The sequence below is a fragment of the Erwinia typographi genome (assembly GCF_000773975.1).
In the GTDB taxonomy this organism is placed as follows: Bacteria; Pseudomonadota; Gammaproteobacteria; order Enterobacterales; family Enterobacteriaceae; genus Erwinia; species Erwinia typographi.
The window spans coordinates 29,784-47,443 of sequence record NZ_JRUQ01000062.1; the positions used below are offsets into that span (position 1 = coordinate 29,784).

At 54.4% G+C, this 17,660-nt stretch carries 23 protein-coding genes; 10 read left to right on the top strand and 13 right to left on the bottom strand.

Annotated elements, in window-relative coordinates:
* Positions 1–32 precede the first annotated feature (32 nt).
* The 7 genes from dksA (at position 33) to panD (ending at position 5,624) form a co-directional block, all read left to right on the top strand.
* A complete protein-coding gene (gene dksA, locus NG99_RS21220; RefSeq protein WP_034897431.1) occupies positions 33–488 on the top strand; it encodes an RNA polymerase-binding protein DksA in 456 nt (151 codons plus the stop codon).
* Complete coding sequence (gluQRS, locus tag NG99_RS21225; protein ID WP_052130826.1) at positions 488–1,429, top strand: tRNA glutamyl-Q(34) synthetase GluQRS; 942 nt, start codon at positions 488–490, stop codon at positions 1,427–1,429. Before dksA ends, gluQRS begins: the two co-directional genes overlap by 1 nt.
* Before the next feature lie 124 nt (positions 1,430–1,553).
* Positions 1,554–2,975 carry a polynucleotide adenylyltransferase PcnB gene (pcnB, locus tag NG99_RS21230; RefSeq protein ID WP_232298356.1) on the top strand — a complete coding sequence of 474 codons (1,422 nt, stop codon included), beginning with the start codon at positions 1,554–1,556 and terminating at the stop codon, positions 2,973–2,975.
* Entirely contained in the window at positions 2,975–3,454 is a 480-nt protein-coding gene (gene folK, locus NG99_RS21235; RefSeq protein ID WP_034897902.1) for a 2-amino-4-hydroxy-6-hydroxymethyldihydropteridine diphosphokinase, read from the top strand. Before pcnB ends, folK begins: the two co-directional genes overlap by 1 nt.
* Positions 3,455–3,514: 60 nt before the next feature.
* Positions 3,515–4,309 (top strand): 3-methyl-2-oxobutanoate hydroxymethyltransferase, encoded by a 795-nt coding sequence (gene panB / locus NG99_RS21240; protein ID WP_034897436.1) that lies wholly within the window; start codon positions 3,515–3,517, stop codon positions 4,307–4,309.
* A gap of 15 nt (positions 4,310–4,324) precedes the next feature.
* Positions 4,325–5,179, top strand: a complete 855-nt coding sequence (panC, locus tag NG99_RS21245; protein ID WP_034897438.1) for a pantoate--beta-alanine ligase — start codon at positions 4,325–4,327, stop codon at positions 5,177–5,179.
* Positions 5,180–5,243: 64 nt separating this feature from the next.
* Positions 5,244–5,624 carry an aspartate 1-decarboxylase gene (gene panD / locus NG99_RS21250; RefSeq protein ID WP_034897440.1) on the top strand — a complete coding sequence of 127 codons (381 nt, stop codon included), beginning with the start codon at positions 5,244–5,246 and terminating at the stop codon, positions 5,622–5,624.
* A gap of 121 nt (positions 5,625–5,745) precedes the next feature.
* Here panD and NG99_RS21255 read toward each other — a convergent pair whose 3' ends face one another.
* Both NG99_RS21255 and NG99_RS21260 read right to left on the bottom strand, forming a co-directional pair.
* Entirely contained in the window at positions 5,746–6,516 is a 771-nt protein-coding gene (locus tag NG99_RS21255; protein WP_034897444.1) for an ABC transporter permease, read from the bottom strand.
* Positions 6,513–7,439 (bottom strand): ABC transporter ATP-binding protein, encoded by a 927-nt coding sequence (locus tag NG99_RS21260; protein ID WP_034897448.1) that lies wholly within the window; start codon positions 7,437–7,439, stop codon positions 6,513–6,515. The genes NG99_RS21255 and NG99_RS21260 overlap by 4 nt, the downstream gene beginning before the upstream one ends.
* Positions 7,440–7,545: 106 nt before the next feature.
* Here NG99_RS21260 and can point away from each other — a divergent pair, with 106 nt between their 5' ends.
* Entirely contained in the window at positions 7,546–8,208 is a 663-nt protein-coding gene (can, locus tag NG99_RS21265; RefSeq protein WP_034897451.1) for a carbonate dehydratase, read from the top strand.
* 71 nt (positions 8,209–8,279) lie between these two features.
* On the opposite strand, the gene hpt is transcribed toward can, so the two are convergent.
* The 10 genes from hpt to NG99_RS21315 form a co-directional block, all read right to left on the bottom strand.
* On the bottom strand, positions 8,280–8,816 hold the full coding sequence (hpt, locus tag NG99_RS21270; RefSeq protein ID WP_034897454.1) for a hypoxanthine phosphoribosyltransferase: 537 nt from the start codon (positions 8,814–8,816) through the stop codon (positions 8,280–8,282).
* 322 nt (positions 8,817–9,138) lie between these two features.
* Positions 9,139–9,336 (bottom strand): hypothetical protein, encoded by a 198-nt coding sequence (locus NG99_RS21275; RefSeq protein WP_034897457.1) that lies wholly within the window; start codon positions 9,334–9,336, stop codon positions 9,139–9,141.
* Between the two features lie 8 nt (positions 9,337–9,344).
* Complete coding sequence (locus NG99_RS21280; protein WP_034897461.1) at positions 9,345–11,006, bottom strand: terminase large subunit; 1,662 nt, start codon at positions 11,004–11,006, stop codon at positions 9,345–9,347.
* On the bottom strand, positions 10,990–11,346 hold the full coding sequence (locus tag NG99_RS21285) for a phage terminase small subunit P27 family (RefSeq protein ID WP_034897464.1): 357 nt from the start codon (positions 11,344–11,346) through the stop codon (positions 10,990–10,992). The genes NG99_RS21280 and NG99_RS21285 overlap by 17 nt, the downstream gene beginning before the upstream one ends.
* Before the next feature lie 264 nt (positions 11,347–11,610).
* Positions 11,611–12,048 (bottom strand): HNH endonuclease, encoded by a 438-nt coding sequence (locus tag NG99_RS21290; protein ID WP_034897468.1) that lies wholly within the window; start codon positions 12,046–12,048, stop codon positions 11,611–11,613.
* Complete coding sequence (locus NG99_RS21295; RefSeq protein WP_034897471.1) at positions 12,049–12,342, bottom strand: head-tail connector protein; 294 nt, start codon at positions 12,340–12,342, stop codon at positions 12,049–12,051.
* Positions 12,335–12,673, bottom strand: a complete 339-nt coding sequence (locus tag NG99_RS21300) for a phage head closure protein (RefSeq protein WP_034897473.1) — start codon at positions 12,671–12,673, stop codon at positions 12,335–12,337. The genes NG99_RS21295 and NG99_RS21300 overlap by 8 nt, the downstream gene beginning before the upstream one ends.
* Positions 12,670–13,887, bottom strand: coding sequence for a phage portal protein (locus NG99_RS21305; protein ID WP_034897475.1), 1,218 nt, complete (start codon positions 13,885–13,887; stop codon positions 12,670–12,672). Before NG99_RS21305 ends, NG99_RS21300 begins: the two co-directional genes overlap by 4 nt.
* Position 13,888: 1 nt before the next feature.
* Positions 13,889–14,452, bottom strand: a complete 564-nt coding sequence (locus NG99_RS21310) for an HK97 family phage prohead protease (protein ID WP_034897476.1) — start codon at positions 14,450–14,452, stop codon at positions 13,889–13,891.
* Positions 14,453–14,503: 51 nt separating this feature from the next.
* Positions 14,504–15,676: a phage major capsid protein gene (locus NG99_RS21315; RefSeq protein WP_034897478.1), complete on the bottom strand. Its 1,173-nt coding sequence runs from the start codon at positions 15,674–15,676 to the stop codon at positions 14,504–14,506.
* A 327-nt stretch (positions 15,677–16,003) separates the two neighbouring features.
* Between NG99_RS21315 and NG99_RS21320 the strand changes: the two genes are divergently transcribed.
* On the top strand, positions 16,004–16,480 hold the full coding sequence (locus NG99_RS21320) for an Hcp family type VI secretion system effector (RefSeq protein ID WP_034897480.1): 477 nt from the start codon (positions 16,004–16,006) through the stop codon (positions 16,478–16,480).
* Positions 16,477–17,061, top strand: a complete 585-nt coding sequence (locus NG99_RS21325; RefSeq protein WP_034897482.1) for a glycoside hydrolase family 19 protein — start codon at positions 16,477–16,479, stop codon at positions 17,059–17,061. Before NG99_RS21320 ends, NG99_RS21325 begins: the two co-directional genes overlap by 4 nt.
* Before the next feature lie 27 nt (positions 17,062–17,088).
* On the opposite strand, the gene NG99_RS21330 is transcribed toward NG99_RS21325, so the two are convergent.
* On the bottom strand, positions 17,089–17,565 hold the full coding sequence (locus tag NG99_RS21330; protein WP_034897483.1) for a hypothetical protein: 477 nt from the start codon (positions 17,563–17,565) through the stop codon (positions 17,089–17,091).
* Positions 17,566–17,660 lie beyond the last annotated feature (95 nt).

Below are 17,660 nucleotides of genomic sequence, written 5' to 3' on the forward strand. Positions count from 1 at the left end.
ATCGATAGTGCGTGTTATCCAGGAGAAACAACATGCAAGAAGGGCAAACCCGTAAAACCTCGTCCCTGAGTATTCTCGCCATCGCTGGGGTGGAGCCTTATCAAGAGAAACCGGGCGAAGAGTACATGAACAAAGCCCAGCTGGAGCATTTCAAGAAGATCCTTGAAGCCTGGCGCAACCAGCTCCGGGATGAAGTTGACCGCACGGTCTCTCATATGCAAGATGAAGCCGCCAACTTCCCCGATCCGGTTGACCGCGCTGCACAAGAAGAGGAATTTAGTCTTGAACTGCGTAACCGTGACCGCGAGCGCAAGCTGATCAAGAAGATCGAAAAGACGCTGAAGAAAGTAGAAGACGATGATTTCGGCTACTGCGATTCCTGTGGCGTTGAAATCGGTATCCGTCGTCTTGAAGCACGTCCTACCGCCGATCTTTGCATCGACTGTAAAACGCTGGCGGAAATCCGCGAAAAACAAATGGCCGGTTAATGGCTACCAGATTGTGCAGTGAGGCACCCGCTTCACTGCCTGTCTCTACTCCCGTGAGCACTTCCTGCATTGGGCGTTTTGCCCCCTCTCCCTCTGGTGAATTGCATTTTGGCTCCCTGATTGCTGCGCTAGGCAGCTTCCTGCAGGCGCGTGCTCAGCACGGTCAGTGGCTGCTGCGTATTGAAGATATCGATCCGCCCCGCGAAGTGCCGGGTGCGGCAAAACGGATCCTTGAACAGTTGGAACAGCACGGGCTTGGCTGGGATGGCCAGGTACTGTGGCAGTCGCAGCGACATCAAGCCTACCGGGAAGCGCTGGCCTGGCTGCAAGAGCAGCAGCGCAGCTATTACTGTACCTGCACGCGTAGCCGTATTCAGCAGTTGGGCGGCCTTTACGATGGCTACTGTCGCGATCGGCAGGTTGGCCCGGAAAATGCCGCCGTACGTCTGCGACCAGACCAGCCGGTCAGCCGTTTTCAGGACGAACTGCGCGGAGAAATAGTCGCGGATGCGGGCATGGCCGGCGAAGATTTTATTATTCACCGCCGTGACGGCCTGTTTGCCTATAATCTGGCCGTGGTCGTGGACGACCATTTTCAGGGCATTACTGAAGTGGTCCGGGGAGCGGATTTGATCGCCCCCACCGTCAGGCAAATCACTTTATATCAGCAGTTTGGCTGGACCGCTCCGGCTTATCTGCATCTGCCGCTGGCCCTTGGCCCCGACGGCAATAAACTGTCAAAGCAGAACCACGCCGCGCCGTTAGCCGCTGGCGATGCACGTCCTGCGATAGCGCGGGCATTACGTTTTCTGGGTCAGCCGGTGAGCGAAGGCTGGCAGGATCTGCCGCTGTCAGAGATAGTACAGCAGGCAATTACCCGCTGGGATGTGGCTAACATCCCGCTTCAGAGCGCCAGTAAGAAGAGTGTCGATATCCAATAAATTCCAGGCTTCCGCCCGGAGGATACGAGGATTTCAGATGAGCATTCTCAAATGGGCCACACTGAGCTATGATTAGCCGCTGTTTTTTATCGCCCAGCTTTTAATGTCACTATCGAGGTGTCCCATTTTTACCCGAGTTGCTAATTTTTGCCGAAAAGTTTTGAGTCGCGAAGACGAGGCGCCAGCCGGAATTGCTGAAGTGCATCAGATGACCGTGATCCCTCGCGATCGTCATACTATTTCGCGCAAAGACATCAGTGAAAATGCCCTCAAGGTGCTGTATCGCCTGAATAAAGCCGGTTACGAAGCCTATCTGGTCGGCGGTGGCGTCCGCGACTTATTGCTGGATAAAAAACCCAAGGACTTTGATGTCACCACCAACGCTACGCCGGAGCAGATGCGCAAACTGTTCCGCAACTGCCGTCTGGTTGGCCGCCGCTTCCGCCTGGCGCATGTGATGTTTGGCCCGGAAATTATCGAGGTCGCCACCTTCCGCGGTCACCACGAGGCTGAGCAGGTGGTTGAAGATCGCAACACTTCGCAGCGCGGCCAGAACGGCATGTTACTGCGCGACAATATTTTTGGCTCGATTGAAGACGATGCCCAGCGCCGCGATTTAACCATTAACAGCCTCTATTACAGCGTGGCGGACTTCACGGTACGCGACTACGTCGGTGGCCTGAACGACCTGCAGCAGGGCATTATCCGCCTGATCGGCGACCCGGAAACCCGCTACCGTGAAGATCCGGTACGAATGCTGCGCGTTATCCGCTTCTCGGCCAGACTGGATATGACCATTGCAGCCGAAACGGCGGAGCCTATTCCGCGGCTGGCAACGCTGTTGCACGACATCCCTCCCGCCCGCCTGTTTGAAGAGACGCTGAAGCTGCTTCAGGCCGGCTATGGCTACAGCACCTGGTTGCAACTGCGCGAATACCAACTGTTCCAGCCGCTGTTCCCGACCATTACCCGTTACTTTACGGAAAAGGGCGACAGTAATATGGAGCGGATGATCGTACAGGTGCTGAAAAACACCGATAACCGCATCCATAATCAGATGCGTGTTAACCCCGCCTTCCTGTTCTCGGCAATGTTCTGGTATCCGCAGCTGGAAGCGGCGCAGAAAATTGCGCAGGAAAGCGGCCTGGCCTATTACGACGCCTTCGCGCTGGCGATGAATGACGTGCTGGATGAGGCCTGTCGTTCGCTGGCGATTCCAAAGCGCATCACCACGCTGGTGCGCGATATCTGGCAGCTTCAGCTGCGTCTGTCGCGCCGCCACGGTAAACGTGCCTGGAAACTGATGGAGCATCCTAAGTTCCGCGCCGCCTATGACCTGCTGGCCCTGCGTGCGGAAGTCGAAAATAATCAGGAGCTACAGCGCCTTACCACCTGGTGGAGCGAATTCCAGGTGTCCGCGCCGCCGCAGCAAAAAACGATGCTGAACACGCTGGGTGACGATCCGGCTCCCCGCCGCCGCACTCGCCGTCCGCGCAAGCGCGTTCCCGGCCCACGCCGTGACGGAAACAACAGCAGCAACGCATGATGACCCGCGTTTACCTCGCGCTTGGCAGTAATCTTGCCGATCCTTTGCATCAGGTGCAGGCTGCGCTTGATGCACTGGCGGCGATCCCGCAGACCACGCTGGTCGCCACCTCTTCTTTTTACCGCACGCCGCCGTATGGCCCTGCCAATCAGCCGGACTATCTTAACGCTGCCGTCGCGCTGGATACCGCGCTGACGCCAGAAGAATTACTGGAACATACCCAGCGCATTGAGCTGGAGCGGGGACGAGTTCGCAAAGACGAACGCTGGGGACCGCGCACGCTGGATTTAGACATTATGCTGTTTGGCGATCTGACGTTAAGTACTCCACGCCTGACCCTCCCCCATTACGACATCGGCAACCGCGCGTTTATGCTGGTTCCTTTAGTCGAAATCGCTGGCGATCTTCACTTCCCGAATGGCGATTCGGCCGCTGAGATGCTGGCCAGGCTGGACGCGAGCGCTATTCAGCGCTGGTAGTGCAAACCCGTTCCCCTTCCATTAAGATACGTCCTCCAGAACACGATTACAGAGGTTGCGATGAAACCGACCACGGTCTCGACCCTTCTCCAGTGGAAAAAAAGCGGACGCAAGTTTGCCTCCATTACCGCCTATGATTTTAGCTTTGCCCGGCTGTTTGCCGATGAGGGCATCCAGGTCATGCTGGTGGGCGACTCGCTGGGAATGGTCGTTCAGGGCCATGACTCCACCCTTCCCGTGACGTTGGCTGACATCGTCTACCACACGCGAGCAGTACGACGCGGCGCGCCTCAGGCGCTGCTCCTCTCTGACCTGCCGTTTATGACCTACGCCACGCCTGAGCAAACCTTTGACAACGCGGCGCAGCTGATGCGCGCCGGGGCCAATATGGTCAAGCTGGAAGGCGGCAAATGGCTGGCAGAAACGGTCAGACAGTTAACCGAACGTGCGGTGCCGGTTTGTGGCCATCTGGGCTTAACGCCACAGTCGGTTAATATTTTCGGCGGCTATAAAATTCAGGGGCGTGAAAGCGAAGCGGCTGATGCGCTGTTGGCCGATGCGCTGGCGCTGGAAGCCGCAGGCGCGCAGATGGTGGTGCTGGAGTGCGTACCGGTTGCGCTGGCAAAACGGGTGACCGAAGCGCTAACCATCCCAACCATCGGCATTGGGGCAGGCAACGTCACCGACGGCCAGATCCTGGTGATGCATGACGCCTTTGGCATTACCGGCGGCCACATTCCTAAATTCGCTAAAAATTTCCTCACTCAAACCGGCGATATTCGTGCCGCCGTCAGGCAGTATCTGGCGGAAGTAGAGGATGGCAGCTATCCCGCTGAAGAACACAGTTTTCACTAACACAGGAGAAGGTCCGTGTTGATTATTGAAACGCTGCCGATGCTGCGTCGCGAAATCCGGCGCTGGCGGCAGGACGGCAAACGCATTGCGCTGGTGCCGACGATGGGTAACCTGCACGACGGGCATATGACGCTGGTCGACGAGGCCCGCGAGCAGGCGGATATTGTGGTTGTCTCGATTTTTGTTAACCCAATGCAGTTCGAGCGCCCGGACGATCTGGCCCACTACCCGCGCACCCTGCAGGAAGACTGCGAGAAGCTGAATCGCCGCAAGGTGGATTTGGTCTTCGCGCCAGCGCCAGCCGATGTCTATCCGCAGGGCCTTGGCGAGCAAACCTATGTTGACGTGCCGGGCCTCTCTACCCTGCTTGAGGGCGCCAGCCGTCCGGGGCATTTCCGCGGCGTGTCGACCATTGTCAGTAAGCTGTTCAATCTGGTGCAGCCGGATATGGCGCTGTTTGGTGAAAAGGACTATCAGCAGCTGGCGCTGATCCGCAAGATGGTGGTAGATATGGGCTACGACATCAGCATTGTCGGCGTGCCCACCGTCAGGGCCAAAGATGGCCTGGCGCTCAGCTCGCGCAATGGCTACCTGACCGCTGAAGAGCGCAAGATCGCGCCCGCGCTGAGCAAGGTGATGAACAGCATGGCCGAACGGTTGTCCAACGGAGAGCGGCATGTGGATGAGATCGTGGCCGATGCCGAAGCCGCGCTGGCAGAAAAAGGGCTACAGGCCGACGGCCTGGCTATCTGCGATGCCGATACGCTGCTGCCGCTGAACGTTGGCAGCCAGCGGGCGGTGATCCTGATGGCCGCCTGGCTGGGCAAAGCGCGTCTGATCGATAACCAGCAGGTTGATCTGACGCAGTAACGGTCACTCGCGCTGGATAAGTCCGGCGTGCGTTTTTGTGATTTCCGAGAAAGGTAATAAGGCTATGAACCGTACTATGCTGCAGGGCAAGCTCCACCGGGTTAAAGTCACCCAGGCGGATCTGAATTACGAAGGCTCCTGCGCCATCGATCAGGATTTTCTCGACGCTTCCGGCATTCTGCAATACGAAGCGATCGATATCTATAACGTCAATAACGGCCAGCGCTTCTCCACGTATGCTATTGCGGCGGAACGCGGCTCCAAAATCATCTCCGTAAACGGTGCCGCAGCCCGCTGCGCCTGCGAAGGGGATATTTTGATTATCTGCTCTTATGTGCAGATGCCGGACACCGAGGCCCGCAGCTGGCAGCCGAAAGTGGCCTACTTTGAGGGCGACAATGTGATGAAGCGTCTGGCGAAGGCCGTTCCGGTGCAGGTTGCCTGACCCTTGCCGAAGCGGCTGCCTGGCGTTGGGCAGCCGTTCGGCGCGATATCAGTAAAAAGGCCGATGCAAACTGGTTTTTTAACTGGAAATTCCCCTTCAGGACGAAGGGGAAGCAAAAAAATCAGGTACGCAGACCGCGGCCTCGTTGAATCAGGAACCAGACAAGAATATAAAACGCCACGATAAAGGCAATCAGTACCCCTAGCGTAAAGGCCAGCGGCACGTCAGAAATGCCGAGGAAGCCAAATCGAAAGCCGCTAATCATATAGACAATAGGATTAAGTTTGGAAACCAGTTGCCAAAACGGCGGCAGCAGCGTCAGGGAATAAAACACGCCGCCCAGGTAAGTCAGCGGGGTCAATACAAAGGTCGGGATCAGGCTGATATCGTCAAACGTTTTGGCAAACACCGCATTCAGCAGCCCAGCCAGCGAGAACAGAATTGCCGTCAGCAGTAAAGTGATGGCGACCATCAGCCAGGAGTGAACCTGAAACGGCACGAAGAACAGTGAGATAGCCGTCACCAGCACGCCAACGCAAATCCCACGCGCCACGCCGCCGCCGACGTAACCGGCAATAATGACGTGCGTCGGTACCGGGGCCACCAGCAGTTCTTCAATATTGCGCTGAAACTTAGCGCTGAAAAACGATGACGCAACGTTGGCATAGGCGTTCGTAATCACCGCCATCATAATCAGGCCAGGCACAATAAACTGCATATAGCTAAAGCCGTGCATATCGCCGATGCGGGCGCCGATCAGATTACCGAAGATGATGAAATAGAGCGTCATGGTGATCACCGGCGGCACCAGCGTCTGCACCCAGATTCGGGCAAAACGGTTAATCTCTTTTCCCCAGATGCTTTTCAGGGCGACCCAATAAAGATGTGTCATGCTTTTTCTCCTTTGCGACCGTTCACCAGGTCGACAAACAGCTCCTCAAGACGGTTCGCCTTGTTGCGCATACTTAAAACCTGAACGCCCTGGTGGCTGAGCTGGCTGAACACGCTGTTCAACCCCTGCTCGCGCAGCACTTCAACCTCCAGCGTGGAAGTATCCACCAGCCGGTACTGGAATCCTTCAAGCTGCGGCAGCGGACTTTTCGGCGCAAGATCGAGAATAAATGTTTCCGACTTCAGCTTCGCCAGCAGCCCTTTCATCGTGGTGTTCTCCACCAGTTCGCCGCGCTGAATGATCCCGATGTTGCGGCACAGCATTTCAGCCTCTTCAAGATAGTGAGTGGTCAGAATGATGGTGGTGCCTTTGGCGTTCAAATCCTGCAGAAAGGTCCACATTGACCGGCGCAGTTCAATATCCACGCCCGCCGTCGGCTCATCAAGGATTAGCAGTTTTGGCTCATGCATCAGTGCGCGGGCGATCATCAGTCGACGCTTCATGCCGCCTGACAGCATACGGGCGCGATCGTGGCGTTTTTCCCATAAATCCAGCTGCTTCAGGTATTTTTCGGCCCGTTTCAGCGCATCGGCTTTCTCAACGCCGTACAGACCAGCCTGGCTGACGACGATTTGCAGCACGGTTTCAAACTGGTTGAAATTGAACTCCTGCGGCACCAGCCCCAGCTGACGCTTGGCATTGACCACGTCCAGTTGAAGATCGTATCCAAACACCCGCACCTTGCCCGCCGTTTTGTTGACCAGCGAGCTGATAATGCCAATGGTGGTGGATTTGCCCGCCCCATTTGGGCCAAGCAGCGCATAGAAGTCACCGGCTTCGACATTCAGATCGATTCCCTTGAGAGCCTGAACGCCGCCTGCATAGGTTTTGGTCAGTTTTTCGAGTTCCAGTGCATAAGTCATAGGTAAAAGAGTGCCCTGTTTTGTATGGTTTTCTTGTTTGCCGTTTTAAATCACGTCGCGTTGGCCTATATTGTCGCAACGCATTTTTGTTTTGGTTGACACTAACATGAAAGACATTGATACCCTCATCAGCAACAATCGCGAATGGTCAAAGCTGCTGAAAGAGGAAGACCCGGGATTTTTCGAGCGTCTCTCGCTGGCTCAAAAGCCCCGTTTTCTCTGGATTGGTTGCTCTGACAGCCGCGTACCTGCCGAACGTCTGACGGGGCTGGAACCGGGCGAACTGTTCGTTCACCGTAACGTGGCCAACCTGGTCATCCACACGGACTTAAACTGTCTGTCCGTGGTGCAGTACGCCGTTGAGGTGTTGGAGGTAGAACACATCATCATCTGCGGTCACTACGGCTGCGGCGGCGTGCAGGCGGCGGTAGAAAACCCCGAACTGGGGCTGATCAACAACTGGCTGCTGCACATCCGCGATTTGTGGTACAAGCATAGTTCGTTGCTGGGCGAGCTGCCGCCGGAAAAACGCTTCGACAAACTGTGTGAAATCAACGTGATTGAGCAGGTGTACAACCTGGGTCACTCCACAATTATGCAATCAGCATGGAAACGCGGTCGGAAGGTCACTATTCACGGCTGGGTCTACGGTATTCAGGACGGCTATCTGCGCGACCTCGAAGTTGCCGCCACCAGCCGGGAAACCCTTGAGCAGCGCTATCGCCACGGCATTGCTAACCTGCTTAACGATCTCGAAAGCCCCAACTAAGGGCGGGCATTTTATATCAGGCCGGAAAATCCGGCCTTAGTCGTTTGTGCGGTAAGCCAATCCTGGTCAGCCTACTCCTCCAGCATCACCACTTTGCCGACGAACGGCAGATGACGATAGTGCTGGGCGTAATCAATGCCATATCCCACAACAAATTCATCCGGGATGGTGAAGCCGACGTACTCAACGGTCACGTCCACTTCACGCCGCTCGGGCTTATCCAGCAGCGTACAGATCGCCACCGACTTGGGCTGGCGCAGGCGAAGAATTTCCCGCACTTTGCTCAGCGTATTGCCGGAATCAATGATGTCCTCAACAATCAGCACGTCTTTGCCACGAATATCCTCATCCAGATCCTTGAGGATTTTAACATCCCGCGTGGTGGACATGCCGCTGCCGTAGCTGGAAGCCGTCATAAAATCGACCTCATGCGACACCTCAATTTTGCGGCACAGATCGGCCATAAACATGAAGGAGCCGCGCAGCAGGCCGACCAGCACCATGTCGCTGCCGCTGTCGCGGTATTTCTCGCTAATCTGCTGACCCATCTCAGCAACGCGTTTGGCAATCTCGGCTTCGGAGATCATCACTTCTACGGAATGTTTCATTTTCTATATATCTCACTGATTTTATTCAGTTATATTCCATGTAATTCGTGTATAAAAATCAGATATTGATACACCGATTGATATACGGAGTATCGCACAATCATGTACAACAGCGAAAGCATGAGAACCGTTTGAGGCGAGGATTATATCAGGGAAGGTGATAAGATGGGCTGTAAGCATGAGAACAAATCGGGGCTTTTGGCGGTTTTGCTGTTTTTGCTGTACCACCTGTACCACTTTGCGCTCAGCCCAGTACTGGCGCGGCTTCCAGCTGGTACAGGTGGGGTGGTACAGCTAATTTCGACCTGTGCCACCTGTACCACTATCGGCGGCGGGGATTTGAGGGTTTATTCCAGGTGTAGGTAGTGCTGGCTGAACGTTCACGCTCTGCCCTGCGGCGCTGTGCGGTCAGTGCGCGTGCGAGAGTTTGCCGGATAATCAGACGGTCGCAGGCGTCCAGCTCGTAGCCTTCGTCCTGCATGGTGGCGGCCAGTTGGGCGGCAATGTCGTTATGCTGCATGGGTGGCCTCATACGCCTGTGAAGGTTGCAAGGCGCTGTTTATGGGCCTCGGACATATCAAAGCTGAAATCTTCGTGCTCAGCCTGCCAGGTACCGAACGCCATTAATCCCGCTATCGCCGGGTCTATCTTGTTGGCCGATTTCTTTTTGTTCGGCTTGATATTGGCGTTGGCGTCAGACTCCATCACCACGTTACCAATTGCCCAGGCCAGAACCGGATCGCCGTTGTGCCGGATAACCCTGCGGTTAACGAACACCTCCAGCGACTTCGCTACCGGACTGAACTTGAGGTAGGTCTGCGGGAACGGCTCAACATCGAGTCCCGCCCCCTGTAGCTGGGTACGTAAGTGCGTGGCGTTCCAGGTATCAAAGCCCACCAACTTTATGCCGAACACCTCAGCATCACGGAGAATATCGTCACGGATGCGGTCATAATCGATACAGTCGCCAGGTGTGGTGCGTATCCAGCCCGCTTTGGCCCACTGGCGGTAAATGGCGCGGTTTTTATTGGCTACGTTGTTGAGTTGCGCCTCAGGCAGGTAGTGACGGGTCAGCAGCCGGATTTCGCGGTCAGACGGGAACGCATAGCAGACGCTGGTAATATCCCCGGTAGACGACAGGTCAAGCCCGGCGTAACACTCCATCCCGGCAAGGTCGGATTCGCTGTAGTCGTCCTTACAGGCGTCCCATGCACCGGAACCCATCCACGGCGTGGCACCCTGACACCAGATATTAAAGCGCTTGGTCAGCATTTCCACCCACTGCGAGGGTATGCCTCGGGCCTTCTGGATGGTGTCAGCCAGCGCCGCACCGTCAACGGACACGTCGAGATTAGGATTAGCCTTTATCCACAGTGACATATCGTCAATCTCGCTTTCGTCGTCCAGCTCGTAAATAAGCGCAAACAGCGATTCGTTGGCTTCCTCTCCGGCCAGTATCTGGCAGCAGTAGTCATAGTGCTGCTTACAGGCTGATACCACGTTGCTGCCTGCGGTGGTGATGGCAAACAGAATACCTTCAGGCCGTGCGCCCATGCCCAGCTCAAGCGCGGAGTACACGCCGTTATCCGGGTGCAGGTGGTATTCGTCCACAATCGCCAGGCTGGGGTTAGTCCCTTCGATGGTCGCCGCTTTGGCCGCCAGTGGCCTCAGCAGGCTGTTGGACTTTGCGTAAATCATTTTATGCTGCTGAATGGTCAGGCGCTTTTTCAGCGGTTTTGACAACAGGCACATCTGGCGCGCATCGTCGAACACGATACGGGCCTGATCACGACTCACGGCAGCGGTGTAAATGTCCTGCTGGCCGTGCTCCATCACCAGAAACCAGTTAGCCAGCATCGCGGCCACGGTTGATTTGGCGTTCTTGCGCGGCACCTGAATATAGGCGCTCTTAAACTTCCTGCGTCCGGTTGCCTTCACCCTGAAGCCCAGCAGGCAGGCAAAGGCGAACTGCTGCCACGGCTCCAGCACTATCGGCTGTCCACGCAGCGGGCCTTTGACGTGCGGACAGAGGCGGGAAAAGACAATAAACCGCTCAACCGTTGCGCTGTCGAAACAGTACAGAGGATTATTCAGGTCGCTGAAGTAGCGCTCAACGGCCTGTTTGACGCGCTTACAGGCGGGTATAGCCCCACTTTGTACCGATTCGGCGTAATTATGCCAGGCGGTCAAGCTCGTCTTCCTCGTCAGTCTCAACAGGCGTTTTGCGTCGACTGACCGGATCGAAGCCCAGCAGCGAAGACATTTTAATCATGATCTTCTCTGCATCGGCCTTGGCGCTCAGAGACGGGTTGCGGCTCTCCCCGCCCTGACTGTTAACAATGCTGAAGCCGCGCCGGGCAAGGTCTTCTACCGCTTTGCGGTACATCGAATAATTGACGCAATACAGCTCCAGATTATTCCAGTCGGCGGCGGTCAGATCGCCCCGTTCGGCCAGCTGTTTCGCTTTGGCCTTCCACTGCTGCTGTGCAATGTCATCGAGATAGGCCGGGGGTTTCGGTGCTCCGCTCATAATATATTGTTTTTCCTGTCGTTTTATTTTCAAAAAAATTACCGCACATAAAAATTTGAGGGAGCGGGTGGTTCCTTCCGGCGGGGCGGTCGTCTTTAAAACTCCCCCCACCCGTCAGATGATAATCATTATCGATTTCGGAAGGCGTCCCGAATGTCGCGCTCTCTCTCGTTCATGCGCTTTGGTGTCTTTGCGCTGCTGCGCCTGCTGCTGAACTGCTCACGGCTGCGGGTCAGTGCGGCCACAAGCTGCCTCATCTCCTGCTCAGTCATGGTCATACATCCAGTCTTTGCGGTGACGTGCGGCTTCTTCCTGCTCACGGTACTTACCTGCCCTGCGCTGCTCCTTGGTCACCGGGTCGGTGGTGGTGGTCTTGCGGGAGTGGCAGGAATGGCACATCGGCTGGTGATTGCTGGCAGGCCAGAACAGAACGTCACCCTCTCCGTCAATGGGGATGATGTGGTCAACAATGGTTGCGGCTGTGTAGAGTTCCAGCTTCAGGCAGTGAGCGCACAGCGGATTAGCCTTAAGGAACTGGCGGCGGTATTCGCTCCATCGGTTGGAATAGCCGCGATCGGTACGTGTGCCGCGTCTGGCCGTCTTTTGCGCGTTAGCCTGTCGTTTGTGCTCATCACACTTACCTGACTGCACACGCTTATTGCATCCCGGCTCTGTGCACCTGCGTAAGGGTTGCCACGGCATTTAATAAACTCCTGCGTCACGATAGACAGACCAGAGCGCAGATATCGCCAGTGGCACTACGCTGGTTTCCACATCGTTGATGGTGGTGCGGTACTCGTACAGCTGCGAGACGTACATCAGGCAGCCCACTTTCACAGCCGGGGTAAACTCAAGCCCGTCATCAAACCGTTTACCGATATGCTTCTGGCAGACCTCCAGCGCGGCAGCGATATACCCTTCAATCAGGGTGTCTTCATCATCAACGTCAATGCGGCAGTGCAGCTTTACCTCATCCAGTGTTATCAGGTCAGCCATTGGAAATACCTCCCTTGCAAATCAGCTCCAGCCGTGAATGGTCAGCATCGGGTATGACAGCCAGAAGGCTGAACACCTGACCCCGGACATTCGGCAGGCGATAGAGAATGCGGTTAGCGGTGGTGATATCGGCGCGGTAGCGCGTCCAGATACGAACAGTTGCCTCCGAATAAACCGTTCCGAATGTCATCCGCTCACGTCCGCTAATCTCACGGATTTCAGCCCAGACAGTGGTAAGGTCGCGCCATTCACGAATGACTTCGCCCAACTCTCCCCGGCGTTCTTCCGATACCTGAAAAGTGATGCGGCGTTTCATCTTCCCGGCTCTCATTCGCCACCTGCTTTGCCAGTAGTCTTGACCTGAAATTCCTGCTTCCATGCCTGGCTGAATTCGTCACCGCCTTCACGGGGCGGCATCCCCTCGCGTTCGCGGGCCTCGTTCGGACACATCACGCCGGACTTGATACCCTTCTCATAAGTGGCGTAACGGTCGGTTGGCGTTGCGCGGAGAAGGTCAGCGGAATCAAACTCCATCTGATAACGAATGCCGGGTACGCGGGGAGCCACCAGCAGCGAGGCTTTAATCTGCTGCTCAAAATTGGCGAGCCATGGCCGCATGGTGATGGTGAGAAACGCACGGCTGGCTTCGCTGAAGTTGCTGTAGGTGCTGTTGCTGTATTCCTGGAGGAAGATCGGCGACACGTTGAACATGCGGGCGATATCTTCAATCGTGAAGCGGCGACTCGCTAACCACTCGGCATCCTGATTGCTCATGCCCAGCTGTTCGTACTCCATGCCGCCTTCAATAATTGGCGTTTTCCCGGCGTTCCTGGCCCCTTTGTAACGTTCCAGCGCATCAAGTATCTTTTTGCCGTTGGCGCTGTCCATCCAGTCTTTGGTTTTGATAACACCAGATGACATCATGCCGTTTTTCATCACGCTTGCGCCGTGCCGCTGCTGAGCCAGACCCAGCCCTAACGTTTCCCGGCAGACGGTGATCGGAGAACGGCCAAGAAAGCCATCGTCCGTTGCGTAGCGCAGATGCAGGATTTCTTCCTGAAGGTAAGTACGAACCTCTCCGGTGAAAGGTTCGGTAATGGTGTATTTATAGCGATGTTCGGAGATACGCTCAGGCACAACCGCCCCCGGCGCATACGGATGTAATGATTGCGGTTGTCCGTCACGCCCCCAGCGGATAACCGCGTAGGCGTTACCGTTCAGCAGACAATGGCGCATCATGGTACGTTTGAACTGGTAGGCGGTCTGGCAGTCGTTGGGCGTTTCGTTCAGCAGGTGATCTACCGGGTGATCGTCCAGCCATTCCCGCGCCTCTCGCCCTTTATCATTGCGCACTTTGTACAGATAGCAGGGCATTGTTGCCACCGCCTCACTAATCACCGCTACGGCATTCATGACCGCCGGCAGAGATTCCGCTGTACCCGCAGACACGTACTCGCCTGAACCGGTATTTGGAATCCCTGCCATCGACAGGAACTCGTCTATAGTCATGCTCCGCTGTTCGTCTTTCCTGCGAAAAGGCCACATATCACAACCCCGCGAGTTCAGCCTGACGGCGGCGCATATCGAGACTGAGGCCGGACAGTGAAGGATGTTGTGCCAGCAGAGAGCGAAGGGCAATCTCCACACTGCTTTGGGTGTAGGCGGGCATACTGGTGACGGTGATTTCCCGCAGCTCGGCAGCGGTTACGGTGCGGACACAAGGCGCGACTTCAATGTTCCATTCCTCACTGATCGCCCTGAAAGCGAAGGACATACCAGAAATATCGCCACGTTCCACCAGCGTAAGCACATCGCGGCCAAGCTGGGTATCTGGCGGCGTCAGCTCAAAGCGGAGGCCTGTATTATCTTCAGTGAGTACCAGCGTGCCGGACGTGGTGCGGCCCAGCAGTTGCATATGGTCATGCTCATACAGTGCGCGACAGTCAGCACCCGAGGCCAAACTGGCAGTAAAGGCTCCGGGGGCGAACTGCTCTACAAACTCTCCCCAGATAACTTCTGACAGGCTGTTGTAACGGACCGCATAGCCCACCAGCTTCTGAGATTCAGCGTTCAGGCTGGCAGTGCGGATTTCAAAATCATTATTTTTCATGGGTCGGACTCCAGAAGGCAGGAAAGGGGCCGCAGCCCCCTGAACATCGGATCAGGAACCTGAACCCGGAATTTCCAGTACCTTAATGGCGTTGGAGTCCACCAGCCCACCGCCCAGATATTTATCGGTGTGAACCTTGTAGAAACCCGGCTCGGTGATGTTGTCCGGGCGGGTGCGTACTCCGGTAGTGTGGTCCACGATGTAGTAACCACGTTTGAAGTCACCCACGGCCAGCACCGCCTCACCTGCTGCTGCATCTGCCATATTTTCGAGGTAATACACCGGGCGGCCCAGCAGCAAATCAGGGGAACCCTCAGTCAGCCGATCACGCCAGATATAATCACCGTTGCCGTTCTTCAGCTTTTGCAGCGCAGCGGCTGAATTCGAGTTCATCACCCATACGGCATTTTTGCGGTATTTAGCCTTCAGCTTAAACAGCAGGTCGATCAGCTCATCAGCAACGGGCGAGGCTCCGGCTGTCTCCATTTTCTCCAGCGTGCCGAACGGGCGGGTTTTGTCGCCAGTGGCCGCGCGGGGATAGGACAGGAAGCCCGTAGCCTTTTTAGCGCCGTCTCCGGTCAGCAGGTCGGTTTCTTCAGTCTCGGTGAAGGTGTCGCTGATTTCAGATGACAGCCAGCCCAGAATATCCACATCGCTGAAATCAAGAATTTCCTGGGTGGTTTTCGGGTAGGCGTAGATTGGGAACAGCTTAATGCTCACTTCTTCCAGCTTCGGCGTACTGGTTTCGGTGCGGGCTGTGCCTTCCTCGCCATGATTGACAGTCGCGCCGCCCACGGATACCAGCTTTTTGTATTCGTTGCTGGTTGTGGTCTTCACCGTAGCGATCTGACGCATCACAGAGTCATCAGACAGCTGGCGCATGATCTCTTTGTCGAGTTCAGGGATAACGGTATAGCCGCCATCAGAGCCAACAGCAGTGGAGAGTGCGCGGGTTTCGCCCGTCAGAATGTAGTGACGCAGCTCGTCGTTAGATACCGTCTTGCCGTCTGCTGGCTTGCCTGGCTGGTTGCGTTCTTCATCGGCCAGCGCCTCAAGGCGGGTAATATCAGTATTAAGGGATTCGGCTCTGGCGCGGAGTTCGTCGAACTGTTTGCCCTCGTCAGCGTTCAGGTTGCGTTTTTCCTCAGTCGCTTTGTCCATAATGGCACGCATCTGAGTTTTGAGGGCGGTTTTCTCCTGGCGGAGTTCAAGCAATTTTTTCATGTCGTGGTTTCTCGTAACAGTGAGTATTGAGACGTGAAACCAGCTCGGAATGGGGAGGCCGAAAAATCACTGTACCCGACGCGGTGGATTTTACGGCCTGTGGCGGCTCACGTCTGAGTGCCACCATTCAATATATACATGAAAAATATTAAGAAAACCCCGCACAGAGGCAGCTAAATACACGAGAAAGCACAAGTACAAATACTTTACAAACGAGATGCAGATAACGGGCCGCTGGCTGGCCGTTTTTGATTTAAATCAAACGCATTACCAGCCAGAACACCTACAGTTGACGCTGTTTTTAATCAATACAAGGAATTGAATAAAATGGCTATACCTGCTTACCTGTGGCTTAAAGATGATGGCGGCGCGGATATCATTGGATCTGTTGACGTGCAGGGGCGTGATGGTAGCGTGGAGATATCACAATTCGGACATAACCTGAAGATCCCAACTGACGGAAGGACAGGGAAACTGACCGGAACTCGCATTCATGGTGAAATGTGGTTCGAAAAGGCTTTTGACTCTTCTTCTCCGTATCTGTATCGGGCTGTAGCGCTGGGACAAACGCTTAAATCGGCAGAAATTCGCTGGTATCGCATCAATGATGCAGGTCAGGAAGTTGAGTATTTCAATATGCTCATGGAGGGTGTGAAAGTTGTGTCTATTTCACCATCAATGATAAATGAGCCTAAAAGTAATCATACTGAGCACGTCTCATTGCAATATGAGAAAATCACCTGGAAATACTGTGACGGGAATGTCCAGTTTTCGGATGCATGGAACGAACGAGTTACGGCATGATTACAGTCACCACCGAAATCTTGAGCGCTATCGCTGTTCCATACAGAACAAACAAAGCTCGTGGGGTGGCGCAGAAAGCTAATTTCAGCGTATTGCCATATCATCTTAACCACTGGTTCACTGTATTCAACATCAATGACAATAAGTTACGTGTAGCTCATTTTCTTGCTCAGTCATGTTGTGAAACTTCTCAGTTTTTATCCCTGACGGAAATCCCGAAACATGGAGGAAAGGAGTACGAGCCTAATACAACCGCTGGTCACAATGTAGGGAATAAATATCCGGGGGATGGCCCCAAATTTATTGGTAGAGGGTTACTTCATCTAACCGGGAGGGAAAACTATCAAAAATATGGTAATAAAATACATCAGGATTTGGTATCTCACCCGGAAGTCGTGGCGTCTAATATCTCAATCGCCGTTCAAACCTCCTGTTTGTTTTGGTCAAAGAGAGATTTAAATACTGCTGCCGATAATGATGACTTTGACACCGTAATGAGTCGTGTGAATGGAGGCGTAGCTAATGGCAGGGATGAAAGGTTAGCCGCGTTAAAGAGAGCAAAAAAAACATTAGGCATTTAGATTACAAAGGGGCTTAGCCCCTTTTTCTCAACCTTCATAACTTACTATGTCAACATTACCGATCGAGTCGCACCTGAACAAATCATCCTCGGGGAAAACGTTGAATGTTTCATATATTGCAACAGCCCCCTGATTATTTTTTACTTTATAATATTCCTTATAAATACTCCGCCCTTCAATCTCATTTTTTTCGAAATACTTCAGGCTTTCTTTCTCAGACAAAATTTGCGAGGAAAGCCGACTCACCGTAAATTTTATTTTTTTGTTGTCAGAATCGAATTCATTCAAATAGCCCCATATTCTATCGCGCAACTTCGCGATCTTCTCATCTTCTTTTTTCCTGTAATCAACTTCCGGCAGACCAGATTTCAGGGCAGTGTACACCCCTGAGACAATTGAATTTTCTGGACAAATTTTTGGCATAAAGGAAACCGATTGTTCCCCAGCTTGGGCAACGCCAGTACAAACTACCGATAAAATCAGGGGTAACAGAATTTTTTTCACGACAGGCAATTCCTTTTCAACCAATTAGCAGTACCAGCAATAATAGTACGGGATAGTTCAATAAAAGCTATCCAGAACTCGGGTAAATCCTTACC